Origin of the sequence: Helicobacter apodemus (assembly GCF_003097575.1) — a bacterium.
GTDB classification, from domain to species: Bacteria; Campylobacterota; Campylobacteria; order Campylobacterales; family Helicobacteraceae; genus Helicobacter_D; species Helicobacter_D apodemus.
Window position 1 is genome coordinate 91,531 of the sequence record NZ_CP021886.1, and the last position, 17,655, is coordinate 109,185.

A 17,655-nucleotide genomic window follows, 5' to 3' on the forward strand; every position below is an offset into this window, starting at 1 on the left:
AATGGGTGTAGCGATTTTACAATTTTTAGGGACTAATTGCGAATATGATATGGAGTATGCTTTCTCTCTTTTAGGTGTTAAAAGTCAAATTATTTGGCATCAAGAGAGGGCACTGCCTAAGCATACCAAATTAGTTGTAATTCCTGGTGGCTTTAGTTATGGAGACTATCTAAGAAGTGGAGCCATTGCAAGGTTTTCACCTATTATGCACTCTGTTATAGATTTTGCAAATAATGGTGGCTATGTGCTTGGGGTGTGTAATGGATTCCAAATACTTTTAGAGAGTGGATTATTACCTGGTGCTATGAAGCATAATGAAAATTTGCATTTTATCTCAAAAAATGTAGATTTAGAGATTGTGGATACCCATAATATTTTTTTGAAAAATTTTTGCACAAAAGCAATTATTAATATTCCTATTGCCCACGCTGAAGGAAATTATTATATTCATAAAGAAGGGTTAGAACAATTAAAGGAAAATGGACAGATTTTGTTAAAATATACTCAAAATATTAATGGTTCTTTAGAAAATATTGCTGGGATTTGTAATAAAAATAAAAATGTTTTTGGGCTTATGCCTCATCCTGAAAGGGCTGTGGAGGAAGTTTTGGGTGGCACTGCCGGATTAAAGATGTTAGAGGGATTTTTAGAAATTTTATGAAATTTTTTTTCTATAGTATTTTAGTACTTCAATTATTTGCTAAAGATGGGTTTGTATTTCCCGCCTCTAAAGATAATACTTTTAATTCTACTATTACGCAGAAAGAAACCTCTAAAGATGTTGTTTTGGTTGAGGGGAATATAACAAGAGAAAATATTTTACCTGAAGTGGTGATAGAAGAAAGTTCTTCTCCTTTGGATTTTAATACCTCACAAGAGAGCCAAGAAAATGAGAAAAAAAATAAACAAGAAGCTTATGAAGAGGAAAAATTAAAACTCCAAGAGGCAACAAAGCAAAATCTTATTACTAAAAATGTTTATTTAGATATAGTGAATCCTCCTTATAGTATTTTGTATGTTCATCAAATTATTCCTATTACTTTGAAGTTATTAGTATTAAGTCAATATTCTACCATTGAAACAAAATTTATTTTAGATAATGCGAGTGTTGAAGTATTAAATCCAAAAGAAACCTGGACTTTAAATCAAGATTCTAGTCTTAGCAATACCTTTTATTTTAAAATTAATCAACCTAACTTTACTATTCCTAAAGTTGAAGTTATGGTTAATACTATAGAGGGGGAATTTCAAGAGAGCACAGATTTTATTACTGGTAGAGCCATTAAGTTAGAGCGAAAAGGCGGATATTCTCAAGTCTTAGCTAAAGATTTAAAAATTTTAGATTCTAAAATTACTAATTATGATTCTGGGCATAATCTTGTTGTTTTGCAATTACAAAGCAATTTAGGGAATCTTTTTGACTTTTATTTGCAATCTTACCAACAAGGTATTGAAAGTAAGAGTGGGGATTATAAAGAGGCTGTTGCGTTTTATTATGCGATTGTGCCAAAGAGCTTAGGGGTTATCTCTTTTGAATATTTCAATACAGAAAAATCTCAATATATTGAATTACAAGTCGATAATATTCCACAAGATGAACGCGTTAGCACACAGAGCGATATAAAGCCTAAAAATAATATCCAATTTTATCAGGTTTCTTTGATAGTTTTTTTGGCGCTTATATTTTTTGGTTTGTATTTTTATAAACGAAAATGGATTTTTATCCTTTTAGGGATTCTTCTTTTAGTGCTTTTATTTTTCTTACTTTCAGTTAGAACCTCTGCAGTTTTAAAGGTAAATACTGCGATACATATTCAGCCGACTTTTAACTCCACGATTATTTTAATCACGCAAGAACCAATGAAAGTAGAAGTTTTATCCGATGTTAGGGATTATTATAAGGTAATGTTAGAAGATGAACGTATTGGGTGGGTAAGAAAAAATGATATCCAAGATTAGGGCTTTTAGTGCAGTGCTTTATGTGTTGCTTGTAATACCTTGGAGCATTTTATTTATGTATCTATTCCCTAAATACCATAGAAAGGTGAGGAGGGTTACCGCTTCTGCCTTTTTTAAACTTTTTGGGGTTAGTGCTAAAATAATAGGAGAATTAGATAAAACTGCACAAGTTTTAGTGATGAATCATCAAAGCTTTATGGATGTAGTTTATTTTGAAGCATTTCACCCTAATGATTTATGTTGGATTGCAAAGAAAGAGTTGGGTGAGCCTTTTTTATATGGACATGCCCTCAAAGCTCCTAAGATGATTTTAATTAATCGTGAAAGTAAGAGAGAGAGTGTATTTTTACTTAAAGAAGCTAAAGATAGATTGTCTAAAGGGAGGGTTTTATGTATCTTTCCAGAGGGGACTCGATCTTTGGGAAAAGAGAAATTCTTACCCTTTAAAAGCGGGGCTAAATTTTTAATTGAGCATTTTCATCTAAAGGTTCAGCCTATCATTTTTTGTGGAACTAGAGATTGTTTAGATATAGGTTCTATGAAGTTTGATAATCATCCCTTTAGTATAAAATATCTTCCTGCATTTACGCCTAATGAAGAGAATTGGTATGAAAGCTTAAGAGAACGAATGCAGCAAGAGTATTTAAAGATTTATCAAGAGAGAAAAAATGTATGCATGGTAGAATAGTTAGATATTTTAGTAGTAATGGTAAAGGGGTGGTCATTAATGCCTCTAAAATGCTTTTTGAATTTACCAAAGAGGCTTGGCACGATAAGAAAGTTATCCCTATGGAGGGTATGTTTGTAGAGTTTCGTTGTGATGAGAACAATCAAGTTGCAGATTGCAAAGCCTCTAAATTTCAAGAGTTTGATGGAAGTACTTTTATTAGTGAATCAGATTTTTGGCGTAACCAAACAGATGAACAATTAGAAGCAATCCAAAGTAATAAACGTGATTTAGCTATTGCAGAAATTTATAAAACTACTAATTATGATGCAATTAAAAATATACCTTTAACTCTTAGTATTGATAGTGTCATTAAAAGGTATTTTCAGCAACATTTCCTAGCCGTAAGTTTTCTAAATGATTTGTGTGTCGTAGAGCAAAAAGTCTTATTAGAATTTATTTATACTAAAAGATTTGTTTTTAAGGCTTTGGATAATCTTCTTTTTAATGATAAAACACTTAAAAAAGATGATTTTGTCGAGGAATTAAGTGTAGTTGTAAGGCTTGAAAACTTTTTATCAGACTTCGATCATAAGGTAAATGTTGAGAATCTTTTTTTAGAGTATTTTATTAAGTATCAATTACATTATCAAGCATTAAATGCTGCCTTAGAAAATGCAAAAGATACTTTAAAAATAATTCAGCGAAGAATCCAAGCTTGTAATACAGAATTAGCAGCAATTGTGCGTAAATTAGAATCTCTAGCAAAAAAACCTCAAGAAATATTACAAAAGCAAGAAAAACTTGAAGGAGAATTACAAAGATTAGCAGAAGAAAACAAAATTATTTCCCAAAGAATATCCAATCTAAGTGTTATTAAAGCGGCATTTTATAAAGGTTATTATCAAGGTTTTCAAAAATCTTTTCAAAAAGTCCATAAAATGCTTTATAAAAAAATCAAAAATGGGTTAGATATTTGTATTACGATTTTAGATAATAAGATTTATCAAAAATCTTTGCAGTCTAAAGCTATGAAAAATTGTTATTTTAAGTATCCAGAAAATCAGCTAGCCCCAGTATCTATTAGTTTTATGGAGCAATATTTAGACAGGTTGAATAAAGAGCGATTAAGTGAGGGTGATAAAAATATTTATCTTTATTGCCAAAAACTTAAAGAGAGTGCTAAAAAATTTTTTCTTATTCTAAGCACTAATGAAAAAGACACAATAGATATGAAGATGAAGATTTTAGGAGAGGGAAAATTTCATTGTGTCAAGATCGCCCATAAACAAATTATGTTCTCAAGTATGATGCGAGATTTTGTATTTGATACTATTTATATTGACAAAAAATCTTTATGGACAAATTTACAAGAATTAATTACGGAAATAAAAAGTTTTAAAGGCATTAATAATCCTAAAATTGTTGTCTTTTGAGATAAAAGTTTATGGGCTTAAAGTAGGGTTTGTTTGCGAATGTTGTGTTATAATTGAAGAATATATTTAGGAATTTGGTTAAAATTTATGGAAAACAAGGTAAATAAAATAAAAAGTAGTAAAAAATCTATGGCAAAAGATTTTGCTGATGAGGTTTCAGACTTTTTGAATTTTGGGTTTAAAAAAAGTGTATTGAGAGGTATTAAAGAGTTGGGTTTTATTCAGCCAAGCCCTATTCAAAAAGAAGCCATTCCGGCTATTTTAGATGGGCTTGATGTGATAGCACAGGCTCAAACAGGGACAGGAAAAACTGCAGCATTTGGGCTACCTTTAATTAATAGTTTAAAACATAATGGAAGTATTGAAGCATTAATTATCACCCCCACACGAGAGCTTGCTATGCAAGTAAGTGATGAAATTTTTCAATTAGGCAAATATAACAAAGTCCGCACGGTTTGCTTTGTTGGCGGACAGTCTGTTTTTAAACAATTAGAACTCTTAGATAAAAAGCCACAAATTGTTATCGCAACTCCGGGAAGATTATTAGATTATCTTCGTAATCATAAGTTAAAAAGTTTTTCTCCACGCGTTGTTGTGTTAGATGAATCTGATGAAATGCTTGATATGGGATTTTTAGACGATATTGAAGAGATTTTTCAATATCTCTATAAAGACCATCAAACTTTACTTTTTTCAGCAACTATGCCTATTCCTATTAAGCATTTAGCCCAAAAGATTCTTAATAATCCAAAATTTATTAAAATCACACCAGAAAACACTACTAATGAAGATATTTCACAGCGGTATTATATTATTAATGAGGCAGAACGCGAAGAAGCTATTGTGCGTTTAATTGATAGTGAGATGCCCTCTAAAGCTATTATCTTTACGCGTATGAAAAAAGAAGCCGATATTTTAGCTAAGCGACTAATAGAGCGTGGATATAAGGCGTGTGCAATGCACGGAGATATGGAGCAGAGGGAGCGACATAGGTCTATTAAAGCCTTTAAAGATTCTAAGAGTAATATTTTAGTTGCGACAGATATTGCAGCGCGTGGGCTTGATATTAGTGGAGTTAGCCATGTTTTTAACTTCCATATTCCCCTAAATCCAGAATCTTATGTCCATCGTATAGGTAGGACAGGTAGAGCAGGCAAAAAAGGGGTTGCTATTACACTTGCAACACCTTTAGAGTTTAAAGAATTGCGTAGAATAAAAGAAAATACTAAGGCTACCATTGAGCTTTATGAAATACCTAATATTCAAGATACCATTAGCAAAAAAGATACGCAATGGATAGAAAAAATCTTAAAATACCCAATTAGTGATGAGGCTTTGCGTCTTTATGAGCAGGTAAGAAGTAGTGCGGATATGACTCAATTAGTTTGTAAATTACTTTCAATGTTGCTTGAAGAAGTGAAAGTTTTAGGTCCTAATAAGATTGGTTTGAGAAAAAAGGATTTGCAAAAATTCCAAAGAGAATTAAAACAAGAAGAGAAAGCTACTTATAAAAAACAAAAACCAGATCATCCTAAAAAAAACGATTATAGTAAAAAACAAAATCAAAAAGAAAGAAAAGTAGGTCAAGCAAAGAAGACTCATAAAACCTCTAATTCTACAAAGACTAAAAGAAATTCTAAAAGGAAGTAAAATGGATTTTCAGCCTTATCCTTTTGAAAAATTAAATACTCTCATTCAATCTATTCCTACAACAGGACAAAGAATTTCTTTAAGTGTTGGGGAGCCACAATTTAAAACCCCCGATTTTATTACCAAAGCCCTTGGAGATAATGCACCCTTGCTCAATAAATACCCTAAAACAGGTGGGGAGGAGAGCTTAAAAGTAGCTTTGCAGGGCTTTATCCATAAGCGATTTAATGTAAATTTGCGTTTAGAGGAGATTGTTCCTAGTTTTGGGACAAGAGAGGTTTTATTTAATTTTCCACAATTTTATCTCTTTGGCAAGGATTCTAAAGTTATTGCCCATCCTAATCCCTTTTATCAAATTTATGAAGGTGCTGCGATTGCTTCAGGGGCAAAAACTATTTATATGAATCTCTTAGAAGAAAATGCTTTTAAACCTCAATTAACCAAAGAGCAAATGCAAGAATGTGATTTAGTTATTTTGAATTTTCCTAACAATCCAACAGGAAGTAGCCTAACTTTAGAAGAGTTAAAATTATGGGTGCAATGGGCGTTAGAATATGATTTTTTAATCTTAAATGATGAATGCTATAGCGAGATTTACACAGGATTAAAGCCATCTTCTATCTTAGAAGCTAGCATAGCGGTAGGTAATACAAGTTTTAAAAATGTTTTGGCGTTAAATTCTATTTCTAAACGTTCGAGTGCTCCGGGGCTTAGGAGTGGATTTATCGCCGGAGATAGTGCGGTTTTAAAAGATTATGCACGGTATAGAACCTATGTAGGTTGTGCCTCTCCTTTGCCCCTTCAAGAAGCAGCTGCTTTAGCGTGGAGTGATGAAGCCCATACGCAATATTTTCAAAGGCAGTATGCCAAAAACTTAAAATTAGCAGAGGAGATTTTAGGTGTTGAAGTTCCTAAGGAGACCTTTTATGTATGGTTATATGTAGGCGATGACTTGGCTTTTAGTAAAAAACTTTTAGAAAAAGAAAATATTTTAGTGCTTCCAGGAAGCTTTTTATCAAGAGTTGATAGGGGTATTAATCCCGGTAGTGGGTATGTCCGTTTAGCACTTGTTTATGAAGAGGAAATTATTAGGGAATCTTTATTAAGGATTAAGCAGTGTCTATAAAAATGCCACAAAGCGTTCATTTTATCGGCATTGGAGGGATTGGAATTTCTGCACTAGCTAGATTTTTGTATGCACAAGGTATAGAAGTAAGTGGTTCAGATATTGCAGAGGGCACTATGACAAAAGAGTTAAAAAAAATAGGCATTAAAGTAACAATTCCTCATAGCATTCAATCTTTTAAAGATCCAGAGTTAGTAATCCATTCAGCAATTATCAAAGAGGATAATATAGAAATACAAGAGGCAAAAAAAAGGGGCATTAAGATTTTATCCCGCAAAGAAGCTTTATCTTTGATTTTGAGAGAAAAGCAGGTTTATGCGGTTGCAGGAGCACATGGTAAAAGCACTACCACAGCGATTTTGAGTGCCATTTTACAAGATTGTAGTGCTTTAATTGGTGCAGAAAGTAAGGAGTTTCATTCTAATACACGGGCACTAAAGAGTGAGAAGGTTGTTTTTGAAGCTGATGAATCGGATAAGAGTTTTTTAAATTGTAACCCTTATTGTGCCATTGTAACTAATGCCGAGCCAGAACATATGGAAGCTTATGGGCATAATTTAAAGATGTTTTATCAAGCCTATGAGGATTTTTTAGGATTGGCTAAAAGACGTGTTATTAATGCTGAAGATAGTTTTTTAGGGGGATTAGAGTTAGAGTGTGTGCGTCTTTATCCTTCTAAAGAAATTTGTGAGATTGAATATTCTTTATGCAACAATCAACCAACAACGAGATTTAGATTATTCCATAACCAACAAGATTATGGTTACTTTGAAGTTTATGGTATTGGGGAACATATCGCATTAGATGCCTCTTTAGCTATTTTGAGTGTTTTAGATTCTGTGGATTTAGAGACTATTCGTAAAAATATCAAGAATTTTGTTGGGATTAAGAAACGTTTTGATGTTTTAGAGATTGGCAATTGCATTATTATTGATGATTATGCACATCACCCAACAGAAATAAGAACAACACTGCAAGCACTTAAAAAATACCAAGAATTAACAAAGAAAAATAAAATTTGTGCGATTTGGCAACCCCATAAATATTCTAGAATCTGTGATAATTTAGAGGATTTTGTAGAATGCTTTAGGGGTGTTGATGAGCTTGTGATTTTACCTGTTTATTCTGTGGGTGAGACAAAAAGGGAGATTGATTTTTCTTGGCTTTTTAAAAGTTATAATCCTATTTTTGCAGATCGTATTCAAAGAGATGGAAATTCTTTGATTTTATATAAAAACCAACAACCCATTAGCAAGATACAAGAAGGGATTGCTATTGGATTTAATGCGGGGAATTTGACTTATCAATTAAGGGGTGGAATTTAATGTTGAAGTATGGATTGATTGTCGTTTTGCTAGGTTTTTTGTTGTTTTTACTTTTGCAGTTACTAGCTTCTTATAATATTATTAGTGCTAAGGGAAAAATTTTTATAGCAGGATTTTTAGTTGTGATTGCTATGGGTATTGGAGTTTTTACAATAATTCAAGATAAAAGTGATGATAAGCTAACTTCTTTAGCACAGATCTTTTTACAAGGTAAAAATCTTGAGTGCCAAATAGGTGCAAAAACCCTTGAAGCTAATAGTGAGATTTTTAATTTTGTAAGTGGAACTTTAACTTTAGTGGGTAAGGAAAATACCCCATATTTTAGAATGGTTGTTCCGCTAAAAGATTGCGTCTTTAATAATGTTGATTAAACAGCTTGATTTAGTTGATTTTATTAAGCATTATGAAGCGTTTTTATCGCGTCCTAAAGCCTTATTTTTAGAGGGTGATTGCAAAAACCATTTGCGTTATATTCAGGCTTTAGAATCTATTCTTTTTACACCTCCTCAAGCCGTTAAACCTTTAGAATCTCAATTGCAATTATTGAAAAAGTTTGGCTATTTAAAGCTTGATGAAATTTTTGAATTTATAAAAATCATTCGCTATTTTATGTATCTAAAAACCCTAAAATGTGAGGGAATTTTACGAGAATGGTTTGATAATATTTTAATTCCAGAGTCTTTATTGGAATGTGTTAAGGCTTTTGAAAACAATGGTGTGATTAAACAAGGTGTTTATTTAGAGTTTGATGGGTTGTGTCAGAAGATTTTAGAGCTTAAAAAAGAAATTTCTTTCCAAATGCATCAAGTCTTATTCCAAAATAAGCTTGCCCCTTATTTGGTTGATAGACAAATTCACCTTATCAATAATGAAGAATGTTTATTGCTTAAAGCAGGATTCCATTATGTTTTAAAAGGGCAAATTATCCATCGCTCTAACACAGGATTTTTTTATGTATTGCCCCAAAGCATTATAGATTTAAAAGATAGGCTTAATCATTTAAACAACCAAAAAGAAGAAGAACTTTTTAAAATCTGCAAGGAAATCTCTTCGCTTTTTACGAAACATTTTTTATTTTTGAAATTTATTAATAAAGAATTTGATAGATTTGATTCTTACCAAGCGCGTTTAATGTTTGCTAAAGATAGGGGATTAGAGTTTTTATCCCCTAAGGGTAATGCAGGAAATATTCAAATTTGTGAATTTAAGCATCCTGCTTTAAAAGATCCTAAGCCCATTAATCTTGATTTTAAAGGAAATGTTTTAATTTTAACAGGAGTGAATGCAGGGGGTAAAACGATGTTTTTAAAGTCGGTTTTAAGTGTAGTTTTTCTTGCAAAATATTTACTTCCTATGCCGATAAATGCTCTTAAATCTAATGTGGATGTGTTTGAATTTATTCACCTTATTTTAGAGGATCCCCAAAATAGCAAGAATGATATTTCCACCTTTGGTGGGAGAATGCTTGAATTCTCTCAAATGATTCACCAAAAAGGCGGAATTATTGGTATTGATGAGATTGAATTAGGCACAGATAGTGATGAAGCAGCAAGTTTGTTTAAGGTGCTTTTGGAACATTTAATGGAGAAAGAGAATAAGATTATTATTACTACACACCATAAACGGCTTGCAGCATTAATGGCAGGGAATCCAAAAGTGCAACTCCTTGCTGCACTTTTTGATGAAGAGAAAGAAATGCCAACCTTTAGTTTTCTTGAGGGCACAATTGGTAAGAGTTATGCTTTTGAAACTGCCTTGCGTTATGGGATACCTAAAATCTTGATTAATGAAGCCAAAAAAGTTTATGGAGAAGATAAAGAAAAGCTTAATACATTAATTGAGCATTCTTCACATTTAGAGATGAAACTTCAAAGGGAAATAGAAGTAGTGCAGCAAAAACAAAAAGATTTAGAGTATAAGAGGTTGCGATTAAAAGAAAAAGAAGAGGAGATACAAAAAGCCTACAAAAAGAGAATGAATGCCTTAGAAATGCTTTATTATCAAGCAATTAATGAAGCAAAGAAAGCGGTAAAATCGCAAAACTCTCAAGAGATTCATCGCCAGATGAATAATGCCAATAAAATTTTTTATCAAATTAAAAAGGATTATGAAGAGAAATCTTTAGAGAAAATAAAGGAATTTAAAATAAAAGATAGGGTAAAATATGGTTGTTCCAAAGGAATAATAATCGGCATTCAAAGACAAATGGCAGTAGTGCAACTTGATGATGGGATAAAATTAAAAGTGCCACTAAATGAATTAAAACATAGTAGTGGAAATATTTTAGATACACCTAAAGTAAAAGTTGATGTGAAAATGCCTCAAAATGCTAATGTATCCCTAGATTTACATGGAATGAGAGTAGAGGAAGCTTTAGAAAAACTTGATGAGTTCATCTCTAATAGTTTAATAGCTGGATTTGATGAGGTTTTAATCTATCACGGCATTGGAACAGGTCGGTTATCAAGTGTGGTAAGAGATTTTCTAAAGCAACATCCAAAGGTTGTGGAATTTTTAGATGCTCCACCAAAATTAGGTGGCTTTGGTGCTAAGATTGTAAGATTATAGAATCGTAAAATTATATTTTAAGGATAAATAATGAAAAAATATTTGATTTTAATTGGGCTTGTGGCTTCAGTTTTTGTTTTTAGTGCGTGTGAAAAGAAAGAGTATCAGCATCCCGCACATAGAAGTGGAGGATTAAGGTAACCTTTGGTTACTTTTTAAATTTTATTATAGGTAGGTTTGATGATGAAGTTTGTAAATAGGCTAAGTATTGTAGTAGGCTTATGTATTGTAGCCTTTAGTGTTAATGTATTGGCAAATGAAAGTCGAGGATTTTTTCTAGGTGCAGATGCAGGATATGGAAAGACGAAATTTCAACAAGACGATTTTCGTATAAATGTTAGAGATAATGTATCAAATCTTGGATTAAGAGCGGGGTATAGATTATCTCCTAAACATAGAGCCTATATTGGTTATTACCATCAATCTAAAATAAAAGATACGGGTAAAGTGCCTGTAACGTTTGCTGGAAACCTAATAGATAATGTCTCAGTAGAAACTAAATATCGAGCACATAGAGTGATTGCTGGTTATGACTTTACACCTATCCTTGCTGAGAATATACGCGGCGTTTTAGGCGTATATGGTGGATATTCTTTTCTACGTGCTAATACAGAGTCTAATTTCTTTGGGAATGTTTTTTCTCTACCAAGTGCCTTTGATGGATTTATGTATGGGACTAAAATAGGACTTTTATATGAAATAGCTAAAGTAGAAGTAGAATTGGGTGTTAAATTAGAGCAGATTAGATATAAGACAAGAGATTTAAAATTAAATTTTAATGTAGGTGGGACACAAACAGATGTATTAAGTGAGGATGTTAGACCTATACAAACTACAGGTGGAGTGTATCTAGGCTTTAACTTTAAATTTTAAATTCAATTTAGAGTTTTTAGAGGAGTATTATGACAAATGTAATTCTTTGTGGTGGCAGTGGAACAAGACTTTTTCCTTTAAGCAGAACATTTATGCCAAAACAATTTGTTTCATTTTTTAATGGAGAATCTCTTTTTGAGCTTACCTTGAAACGCAATTTTGCTCTTTGTGATAAAGCTTTAGTTGTCTGTAATGCCGAGCAATATTTTTTAGCATTAGATAAAATAGAGCAGATAAAAGCACATAAACTCCTTACAAACATTTCTTATCTTTTAGAGCCTATAGCTAAAAATACAGCACCAGCTATTACCCTAGCGTGTTTGGATTTACCATTAGATGAAATTGTGCTTGTTACTCCAAGTGATCATTTGATTAAAAATATGGATTCTTATGGGGAGGCTTTACAAAAAGCTAAAGAATTAGCAGGTAATGGCTCTTTGGTAACTTTTGGTATTACCCCAAAGTCTCCTCATACAGGATTTGGATATATCCAGATGGGAAAGGATTTTAATGCAGAATCTTTTATTGAGAAACCTAAATTAGAAATAGCACAAGATTTTTTAACAAAAGGCAATTATTTTTGGAATTCGGGTTTATTTTGCTTTAGGGTTGAAGTTTTATTGCAAGAAATGCAAAAGTATAGTCCGGATATTTTTAATCAGTGTAAAGCTGCATATACTAAGGTTATTAAGGATAAAAATCTTAGGAGAATCCCTTTAGAAGCAATGGAAGAGATTTCCTCAAATAGTATTGATTATGCTTTAATGGAAAAATCAAAATGTGTTAAAGTGCTTCCTTGCGATATAGGTTGGAGTGATGTAGGGAGTTTTGATACACTTTATGAAGAATTACCTAAAGGTAAGGATGGAAATGTTATTTTAGGCAATTCTTTACCATTAAATTCTAAAAATAATCTTATTATTAGCCATAAAGATAAATTGATTGCTCTTTTGGGAATAGAGGATTGTATGGTGATTGATACTGGGGATGTTTTATTGGTGGGTAAGAGAAGTGAGTGTCAAAGCGTAAAGGCTTTGGTAGAACATTTAGGGGATAATGAAGTTTGCAAAACTCATCTAACCACACACCGCCCTTGGGGAAGTTATACGATTTTAGAAGATTCTGCAGGGTATAAGATTAAAAAAATTATCGTAAAACCGGGTAAATCTCTAAGTTTGCAAAAACATTTTCACCGCAATGAACATTGGATTGTCGTAAGTGGTAGTGCGAGTGTGCAGGTTGGTGATGAGAAAAAGCTAGTGCGTCCTAATGAATCTACTTATATTAAAATGGGAGAAGTGCATAGGTTAAGTAATGAAGGTAAAATTCCTGTTATTTTGATTGAAGCACAAGTAGGTGAATATACAGGTGAAGATGATATTGTTCGGCTTGATGATGTGTATGGGAGAAGTTGAAGGTTATAGAGTATGGAGATGATTAAAGGAGATTAATGAAATATTTTGTTGTCTTTAATATTTTACTTCAGGGAGTTTAATCTTTTGTATAGTTTATCAGTTTTAGTTAAGGATGGCAAGTATTGACAAATTTTTTAATATAGGTGGAATAATTATCTTAAGAGAAGATGCTAATTTAGATTCTATTTTAAAAACTTCTTGTAAAGAAGATTATGAAAGTTACTTAGAGGTGATAGGAGCTAATTGTTATTATTTATTTGGGTTATAATGGTAGAAAACAAAATTTTAGAAACTATTAAAGAGGGAGAAAATGGCTAAAATAGCGTTAATTACTGGTGTTACAGGACAAGATGGGGCGTATTTATCGGAGTTTTTACTAAGTAAGGGTTACGAGGTGCATGGAATTAAAAGGAGGGCGTCTCTTTTTAATACGGATAGGATTGATCATCTCTTTGAGGGGCATCACTGCAAGCATAATAATTTTTATTTGCATTACGGAGATATGACAGATTCTATGAATCTTACGCGATTAATTGCTGATATTTGTCCTGATGAAATCTATAATCTTGCTGCTCAAAGTCATGTGGCTGTTAGTTTTGAAACACCAGAATATACGGCTAATGCTGATGGTATAGGAACGCTTAGAATCTTAGATGCGGTAAGATTTTTAAAACTTATTGATAAATGTAGGATTTATCAAGCTTCTACTTCGGAACTTTATGGTAAGGTGCAAGAGATTCCCCAAAATGAAAAAACTCCTTTTTATCCTCGTTCTCCTTATGCGGTGGCTAAAATGTATGCGTATTGGATTACGGTGAATTATCGGGAAGCTTATAATATGTTTGCTTGTAATGGGATTTTATTTAATCACGAATCTCCTGTGCGTGGAGAAACTTTTGTAACAAGAAAAATCACAAGAGCGGCTTCTAAGATAGTCCTTAATTTGCAAGATAAGCTTTATCTTGGGAATTTAGATGCTAAAAGGGATTGGGGACATGCTAAAGATTATGTAAAAATGATGTGGATGATTTTACAACACAAAGAACCAGAAGATTGGGTGATTGCTACAGGTCAAACAACGATGGTAAGAGATTTTGTAAAACTTGCTTTTGAGTATTGTGGGATTGTTTTAGAGTTTGTAGGGCAGGGGATTAATGAAAAGGGAGTTATTACAAAGCTAGATATAAATAGAGCTAGAGAACATCATCTTGATTTATCGCATCTTAAAATCGGGCAAGAATTAGTTTGTGTAGATCCCCAATATTTTCGTCCTACAGAAGTAGATTTGCTCTTAGGTGATCCTAGTAAGGCTGAAGAAAAGCTAGGTTGGAATCGTGAATTTAATTTAGAGGATTTAGTTTGTGATATGATGCGAAGTGATTTGAAGCTAATGAATAAAGATAAATATTTACAAGAAGGTGGATATACCATTATGAGGTATTATGAATAAAATCTTAATTACAGGATCTTCTGGAATGGTTGGGCGTAATATTGTAGAATACAAAGAAGCTCAATTTTATGAGATTTTAGCCCCTAAAAGAGAGGAATTAAATTTATTAGATAAAACACAAGTATTGGCTTATCTTAAAAGTCATAAGCCTGATATTATTGTGCATTGTGCTGGGCTTGTAGGTGGGATTAGTGCAAATATTGCAAATCCTGTTGAATTTTTAAGCCAAAATGTTTCTATGGGTTTGAATATTATAATGGCTGCTTTAGAGTGTGGGGTGGAGAAGTTTTTAAATATCGCAAGCTCTTGTATGTATCCTAAAGAAGGCAAAAATCCTTTAAGTGAAGATTTGATTCTAAGCGGAGAATTAGAGCCTACCAATGAGGGTTATGCACTAGCTAAGATTGTTTCTACCAAGCTTTGTGAATATATTTTGGATTCTAAAAATAAGCTTTATAAAACAGCCATACCTTGCAATTTATATGGTAAATACGATAAATTTGAGATTAATAAAGCCCATATGCTTCCAGCAGTGATTGCAAAAATACATAATGCTAAAAAGAATGGGGCTAAGGAAGTGGAGATTTGGGGAAGCGGAAAAGCTAGAAGAGAGTTTATGTATGTGGAGGATTTGGCAGATTTTGTATATTATGCTTTAAAGAATTTTGAGAGAATGCCAAAGGTTCTTAATGTTGGCAGGGGTGAGGATTTTAGTATCACAGAGTATTATGAAGCTATAGCGGAGGTTATAGGTTATAAAGGAGATTTTGTTTATAATACACAAAAGCCAGAAGGAATGGCACAAAAACTTGTTGATATTACCCATTTAAAAGAATTTGGTTGGAGTTCTAATACAAGTTTAAAAGATGGTATAGAAAAGACTTACAAATATTTTTTAAAAGGAGTAACGATGCAATATTATTCTTTAGCTTCATCAACTTGGGATTATAAAGAATTACAAGCTATAGAGGAGGTTATAAAGAGTGATATTTTTACTATGGGGATGAGGGTTGCAGAGTTTGAAAAAAACTTTGCTGCTTATGTAGGTGCTAAATATGCGGTAATGACAAGTTCTGGTTCTACTGCAAATTTAATTGCAACTGCTGCCCTATTTTATACAAGTAAGCCTAAACTACAAAGGGGTGATGAGGTTATTGTCCCAGCAGTTTCTTGGGCTACAACTTATTATCCTTTATACCAATATGGTTTGAAATTGAAGTTTGTTGATATTGATTTAGAAACGCTCAATTATGATTTAGAGGCTCTAAGTGGTGCCATTAGTGAAAAAACCAAAATGATTATGGTAGTAAATTTACTTGGGAATCCTAATGATTTTGACAAGATTCAAGAAATTATTGGGAATAAAGATATTTTGCTATTAGAGGATAATTGTGAATCTATGGGGGCGGAATATAAGGGTAAGCAAGCAGGTACATTTGGGATTATGGGGACATTTTCTACCTTTTTTTCCCACCATATGGCGACGATGGAGGGAGGGCTTGTCGTAACAGATGATGAAGAGCTTTATCATATTTTACTTTGTTTAAGAGCGCATGGTTGGACTAGAAATTTACCAAAAGATAATAAGATAGTCCCTAAAAGCGAGGATAGCTTTAGTGAATCTTTTCGCTTTGTCTTGCCCGGATATAATGTTCGTCCAGTAGAAATGAGCGGTGCTATTGGGATAGAGCAGTTAAAGAAATTGCCAAATTTTTTAAAACATCGCAGAGAGAATGCAAAGATTTTTAAGCAATATTTTCAAAACCATCCGGATTTTATGATACAAAAAGAAATATCTTCTAGTTCGTGGTTTGGCTTTTCACTGATTATCCGCAAAAATTCTGCACTTAATCGCCAAGAGATAATCCAAAAACTTCAAGCTAACAATATAGAATGTCGCCCTATTGTTACTGGGGATTTTACGCAAAATGAAGTAATGCGGTTTTTTGATTATGAAGTGTTTGGAATACTCAAAAATGCACAGCATTTGCATAAAAATGGATTTTTCGTAGGGAATCATCAAGTAGATATTAAAGATTCTATCCTCTTGCTTGCTGAAGTGTTGGGGGGGGGGAATTAAATAGATATGTATTAATTAGATATTTATTTGCCGAATTATTATTTACTGCTTTTATTATTCTACAAATATATTTTATTTTCTTAAGAACTTCTTTTTTGTTGTTTTTCAATGTTGCCAATCTTGCAAGGATTGGACTAAGGACTTTCATTTTAAAATCTTATTATTTAAGGAGTAGTTATGAAAAAACTTGAAGAGGCTATAAGGCAAAATACGCAAATTCATTACAATCTTTTAATGTCTAATATTATTATTCATTCTTTTATAAAAGAGGAGGATAAGCAAATTTTACTTTTGCTTTTGCAAGATAGGGATAGGAATTACATTCGTATCAATCCCAATGAGCAGTGTTTTGAAAATATCCAGAAGTATTTAGAGTTATTAAGACCTATCAAAGTGGATTCTAAAGATTTAGTGCGAGTGGGCGGTAAAGGTGATGGTGGATATGTAATGTATAAGCCCAATCTTATGGATTCTCCTCTTATAGATTCTTCGGGGGGGGGGATTATCCAGTGTTAAAAGCTATTTCATTGGGTGTTAGTGAAAGCTCTCCTTGGGATTTAGAGATGGCACAAAGGGGTTATAAAGTGATTGAGTATGATGGTAGTATTGAGCAATGCCCTTATAGTCATCCTAATATTACTTTTTATAAAGCTTTTGTGGGAGTGGATAAAGATTGCATTTCTTTAGATTCTATTATTAAGAGCAATCATTTAAAAAAGGGTGCAAATATTTTACAAATTGATATTGAAAATGCAGAATGGGAAGTTTTAGAGCAGTCCGATATAGGCTTATTAGCAGAATATTTTACACAAGTAATTTTTGAATTTCATGGGTGTAATCCTGAAGAATATGAGGGAGTTAAAAGACGATTAAAAGTCTTAGAGAGGATTAAGGAATATTATGAGCCTTTTCACCTCCATTTGAATAATCACGGAAAGATTTTCTACTCACAAGGACTATTTTTTAGCACAACTTTGGAGGTTAGTTATATGAAAAAAGGAGAAATTCCATTTTCTAAAGAAAAAGTAGTAGAGGGTATATTAAAGGGATTAGATTATCCTAATCACCCCTCAAATCCAGAAATACCTATTTATTTTAAGGAATAG

General features: G+C 32.5%; 15 protein-coding genes and 1 pseudogene. All 16 read left to right on the top strand.

What is annotated here, in order from left to right; genetic code table 11:
- The first annotated feature begins 1 nt into the window (after position 1).
- The 16 genes and pseudogenes from purQ (at position 2) to CDV25_RS10360 (ending at position 17,655) form a co-directional block, all read left to right on the top strand.
- The gene (purQ, locus tag CDV25_RS00490) at positions 2-661 is read left to right on the top strand and encodes a phosphoribosylformylglycinamidine synthase subunit PurQ (RefSeq protein WP_108910307.1); all 660 of its coding nucleotides are present in this window, start codon (positions 2-4) and stop codon (positions 659-661) included.
- Positions 658-1,959: a hypothetical protein gene (locus tag CDV25_RS00495; RefSeq protein ID WP_108910308.1), complete on the top strand. Its 1,302-nt coding sequence runs from the start codon at positions 658-660 to the stop codon at positions 1,957-1,959. The genes purQ and CDV25_RS00495 overlap by 4 nt, the downstream gene beginning before the upstream one ends.
- Positions 1,943-2,647: a lysophospholipid acyltransferase family protein gene (locus tag CDV25_RS00500; protein ID WP_108910309.1), complete on the top strand. Its 705-nt coding sequence runs from the start codon at positions 1,943-1,945 to the stop codon at positions 2,645-2,647. The genes CDV25_RS00495 and CDV25_RS00500 overlap by 17 nt, the downstream gene beginning before the upstream one ends.
- The gene (locus CDV25_RS00505) at positions 2,632-4,062 is read left to right on the top strand and encodes a hypothetical protein (RefSeq protein ID WP_108910310.1); all 1,431 of its coding nucleotides are present in this window, start codon (positions 2,632-2,634) and stop codon (positions 4,060-4,062) included. Before CDV25_RS00500 ends, CDV25_RS00505 begins: the two co-directional genes overlap by 16 nt.
- A gap of 129 nt (positions 4,063-4,191) precedes the next feature.
- A complete protein-coding gene (locus tag CDV25_RS00510; protein ID WP_108911788.1) occupies positions 4,192-5,712 on the top strand; it encodes a DEAD/DEAH box helicase in 1,521 nt (506 codons plus the stop codon).
- A 1-nt stretch (position 5,713) separates the two neighbouring features.
- Positions 5,714-6,838: a succinyldiaminopimelate transaminase gene (locus CDV25_RS00515; protein WP_108910311.1), complete on the top strand. Its 1,125-nt coding sequence runs from the start codon at positions 5,714-5,716 to the stop codon at positions 6,836-6,838.
- A 2-nt stretch (positions 6,839-6,840) separates the two neighbouring features.
- A complete protein-coding gene (murC, locus tag CDV25_RS00520) occupies positions 6,841-8,163 on the top strand; it encodes a UDP-N-acetylmuramate--L-alanine ligase (protein WP_204161868.1) in 1,323 nt (440 codons plus the stop codon).
- Positions 8,163-8,534 (top strand): hypothetical protein, encoded by a 372-nt coding sequence (locus CDV25_RS00525; protein ID WP_108910313.1) that lies wholly within the window; start codon positions 8,163-8,165, stop codon positions 8,532-8,534. The genes murC and CDV25_RS00525 overlap by 1 nt, the downstream gene beginning before the upstream one ends.
- On the top strand, positions 8,524-10,731 hold the full coding sequence (locus CDV25_RS00530; protein ID WP_108910314.1) for an endonuclease MutS2: 2,208 nt from the start codon (positions 8,524-8,526) through the stop codon (positions 10,729-10,731). The genes CDV25_RS00525 and CDV25_RS00530 overlap by 11 nt, the downstream gene beginning before the upstream one ends.
- A 180-nt stretch (positions 10,732-10,911) precedes the next feature.
- Entirely contained in the window at positions 10,912-11,604 is a 693-nt protein-coding gene (locus tag CDV25_RS00535) for an outer membrane beta-barrel protein (protein WP_108910315.1), read from the top strand.
- Positions 11,605-11,633: 29 nt separating this feature from the next.
- Positions 11,634-13,019, top strand: coding sequence for a mannose-1-phosphate guanylyltransferase/mannose-6-phosphate isomerase (locus tag CDV25_RS00540; protein WP_108910316.1), 1,386 nt, complete (start codon positions 11,634-11,636; stop codon positions 13,017-13,019).
- Between the two features lie 310 nt (positions 13,020-13,329).
- Positions 13,330-14,469 carry a GDP-mannose 4,6-dehydratase gene (gene gmd, locus CDV25_RS00545; protein WP_108910317.1) on the top strand — a complete coding sequence of 380 codons (1,140 nt, stop codon included), beginning with the start codon at positions 13,330-13,332 and terminating at the stop codon, positions 14,467-14,469.
- Positions 14,462-15,370, top strand: a pseudogene (locus tag CDV25_RS00550) (GDP-L-fucose synthase family protein); the annotation flags it as partial. The gene gmd and the pseudogene CDV25_RS00550, both read left to right, overlap by 8 nt.
- Before the next feature lie 9 nt (positions 15,371-15,379).
- Positions 15,380-16,549: a DegT/DnrJ/EryC1/StrS family aminotransferase gene (locus CDV25_RS00555; protein ID WP_108911789.1), complete on the top strand. Its 1,170-nt coding sequence runs from the start codon at positions 15,380-15,382 to the stop codon at positions 16,547-16,549.
- A 177-nt stretch (positions 16,550-16,726) separates the two neighbouring features.
- Positions 16,727-17,065, top strand: a complete 339-nt coding sequence (locus CDV25_RS10355) for a hypothetical protein (protein WP_239056369.1) — start codon at positions 16,727-16,729, stop codon at positions 17,063-17,065.
- Positions 17,059-17,655, top strand: a complete 597-nt coding sequence (locus CDV25_RS10360) for an FkbM family methyltransferase (RefSeq protein ID WP_239056370.1) — start codon at positions 17,059-17,061, stop codon at positions 17,653-17,655. Before CDV25_RS10355 ends, CDV25_RS10360 begins: the two co-directional genes overlap by 7 nt.

Bases quoted from the DNA above. Each gene is read 5' to 3' on its own strand.
- purQ (WP_108910307.1), top strand. From the start codon at position 2: ATGGGTGTAGCGATTTTACAATTTTTAGGGACTAATTGCGAATATGAT.
- CDV25_RS00495 (WP_108910308.1), top strand. From the start codon at position 658: ATGAAATTTTTTTTCTATAGTATTTTAGTACTTCAATTATTTGCTAAA.
- CDV25_RS00500 (WP_108910309.1), top strand. From the start codon at position 1,943: ATGATATCCAAGATTAGGGCTTTTAGTGCAGTGCTTTATGTGTTGCTT.
- CDV25_RS00505 (WP_108910310.1), top strand. From the start codon at position 2,632: ATGCATGGTAGAATAGTTAGATATTTTAGTAGTAATGGTAAAGGGGTG.
- CDV25_RS00510 (WP_108911788.1), top strand. From the start codon at position 4,192: ATGGCAAAAGATTTTGCTGATGAGGTTTCAGACTTTTTGAATTTTGGG.
- CDV25_RS00515 (WP_108910311.1), top strand. From the start codon at position 5,714: ATGGATTTTCAGCCTTATCCTTTTGAAAAATTAAATACTCTCATTCAA.
- murC (WP_204161868.1), top strand. From the start codon at position 6,841: ATGCCACAAAGCGTTCATTTTATCGGCATTGGAGGGATTGGAATTTCT.
- CDV25_RS00525 (WP_108910313.1), top strand. From the start codon at position 8,163: ATGTTGAAGTATGGATTGATTGTCGTTTTGCTAGGTTTTTTGTTGTTT.
- CDV25_RS00530 (WP_108910314.1), top strand. From the start codon at position 8,524: ATGTTGATTAAACAGCTTGATTTAGTTGATTTTATTAAGCATTATGAA.
- CDV25_RS00535 (WP_108910315.1), top strand. From the start codon at position 10,912: ATGATGAAGTTTGTAAATAGGCTAAGTATTGTAGTAGGCTTATGTATT.
- CDV25_RS00540 (WP_108910316.1), top strand. From the start codon at position 11,634: ATGACAAATGTAATTCTTTGTGGTGGCAGTGGAACAAGACTTTTTCCT.
- gmd (WP_108910317.1), top strand. From the start codon at position 13,330: ATGGCTAAAATAGCGTTAATTACTGGTGTTACAGGACAAGATGGGGCG.
- CDV25_RS00555 (WP_108911789.1), top strand. From the start codon at position 15,380: ATGCAATATTATTCTTTAGCTTCATCAACTTGGGATTATAAAGAATTA.
- CDV25_RS10355 (WP_239056369.1), top strand. From the start codon at position 16,727: ATGAAAAAACTTGAAGAGGCTATAAGGCAAAATACGCAAATTCATTAC.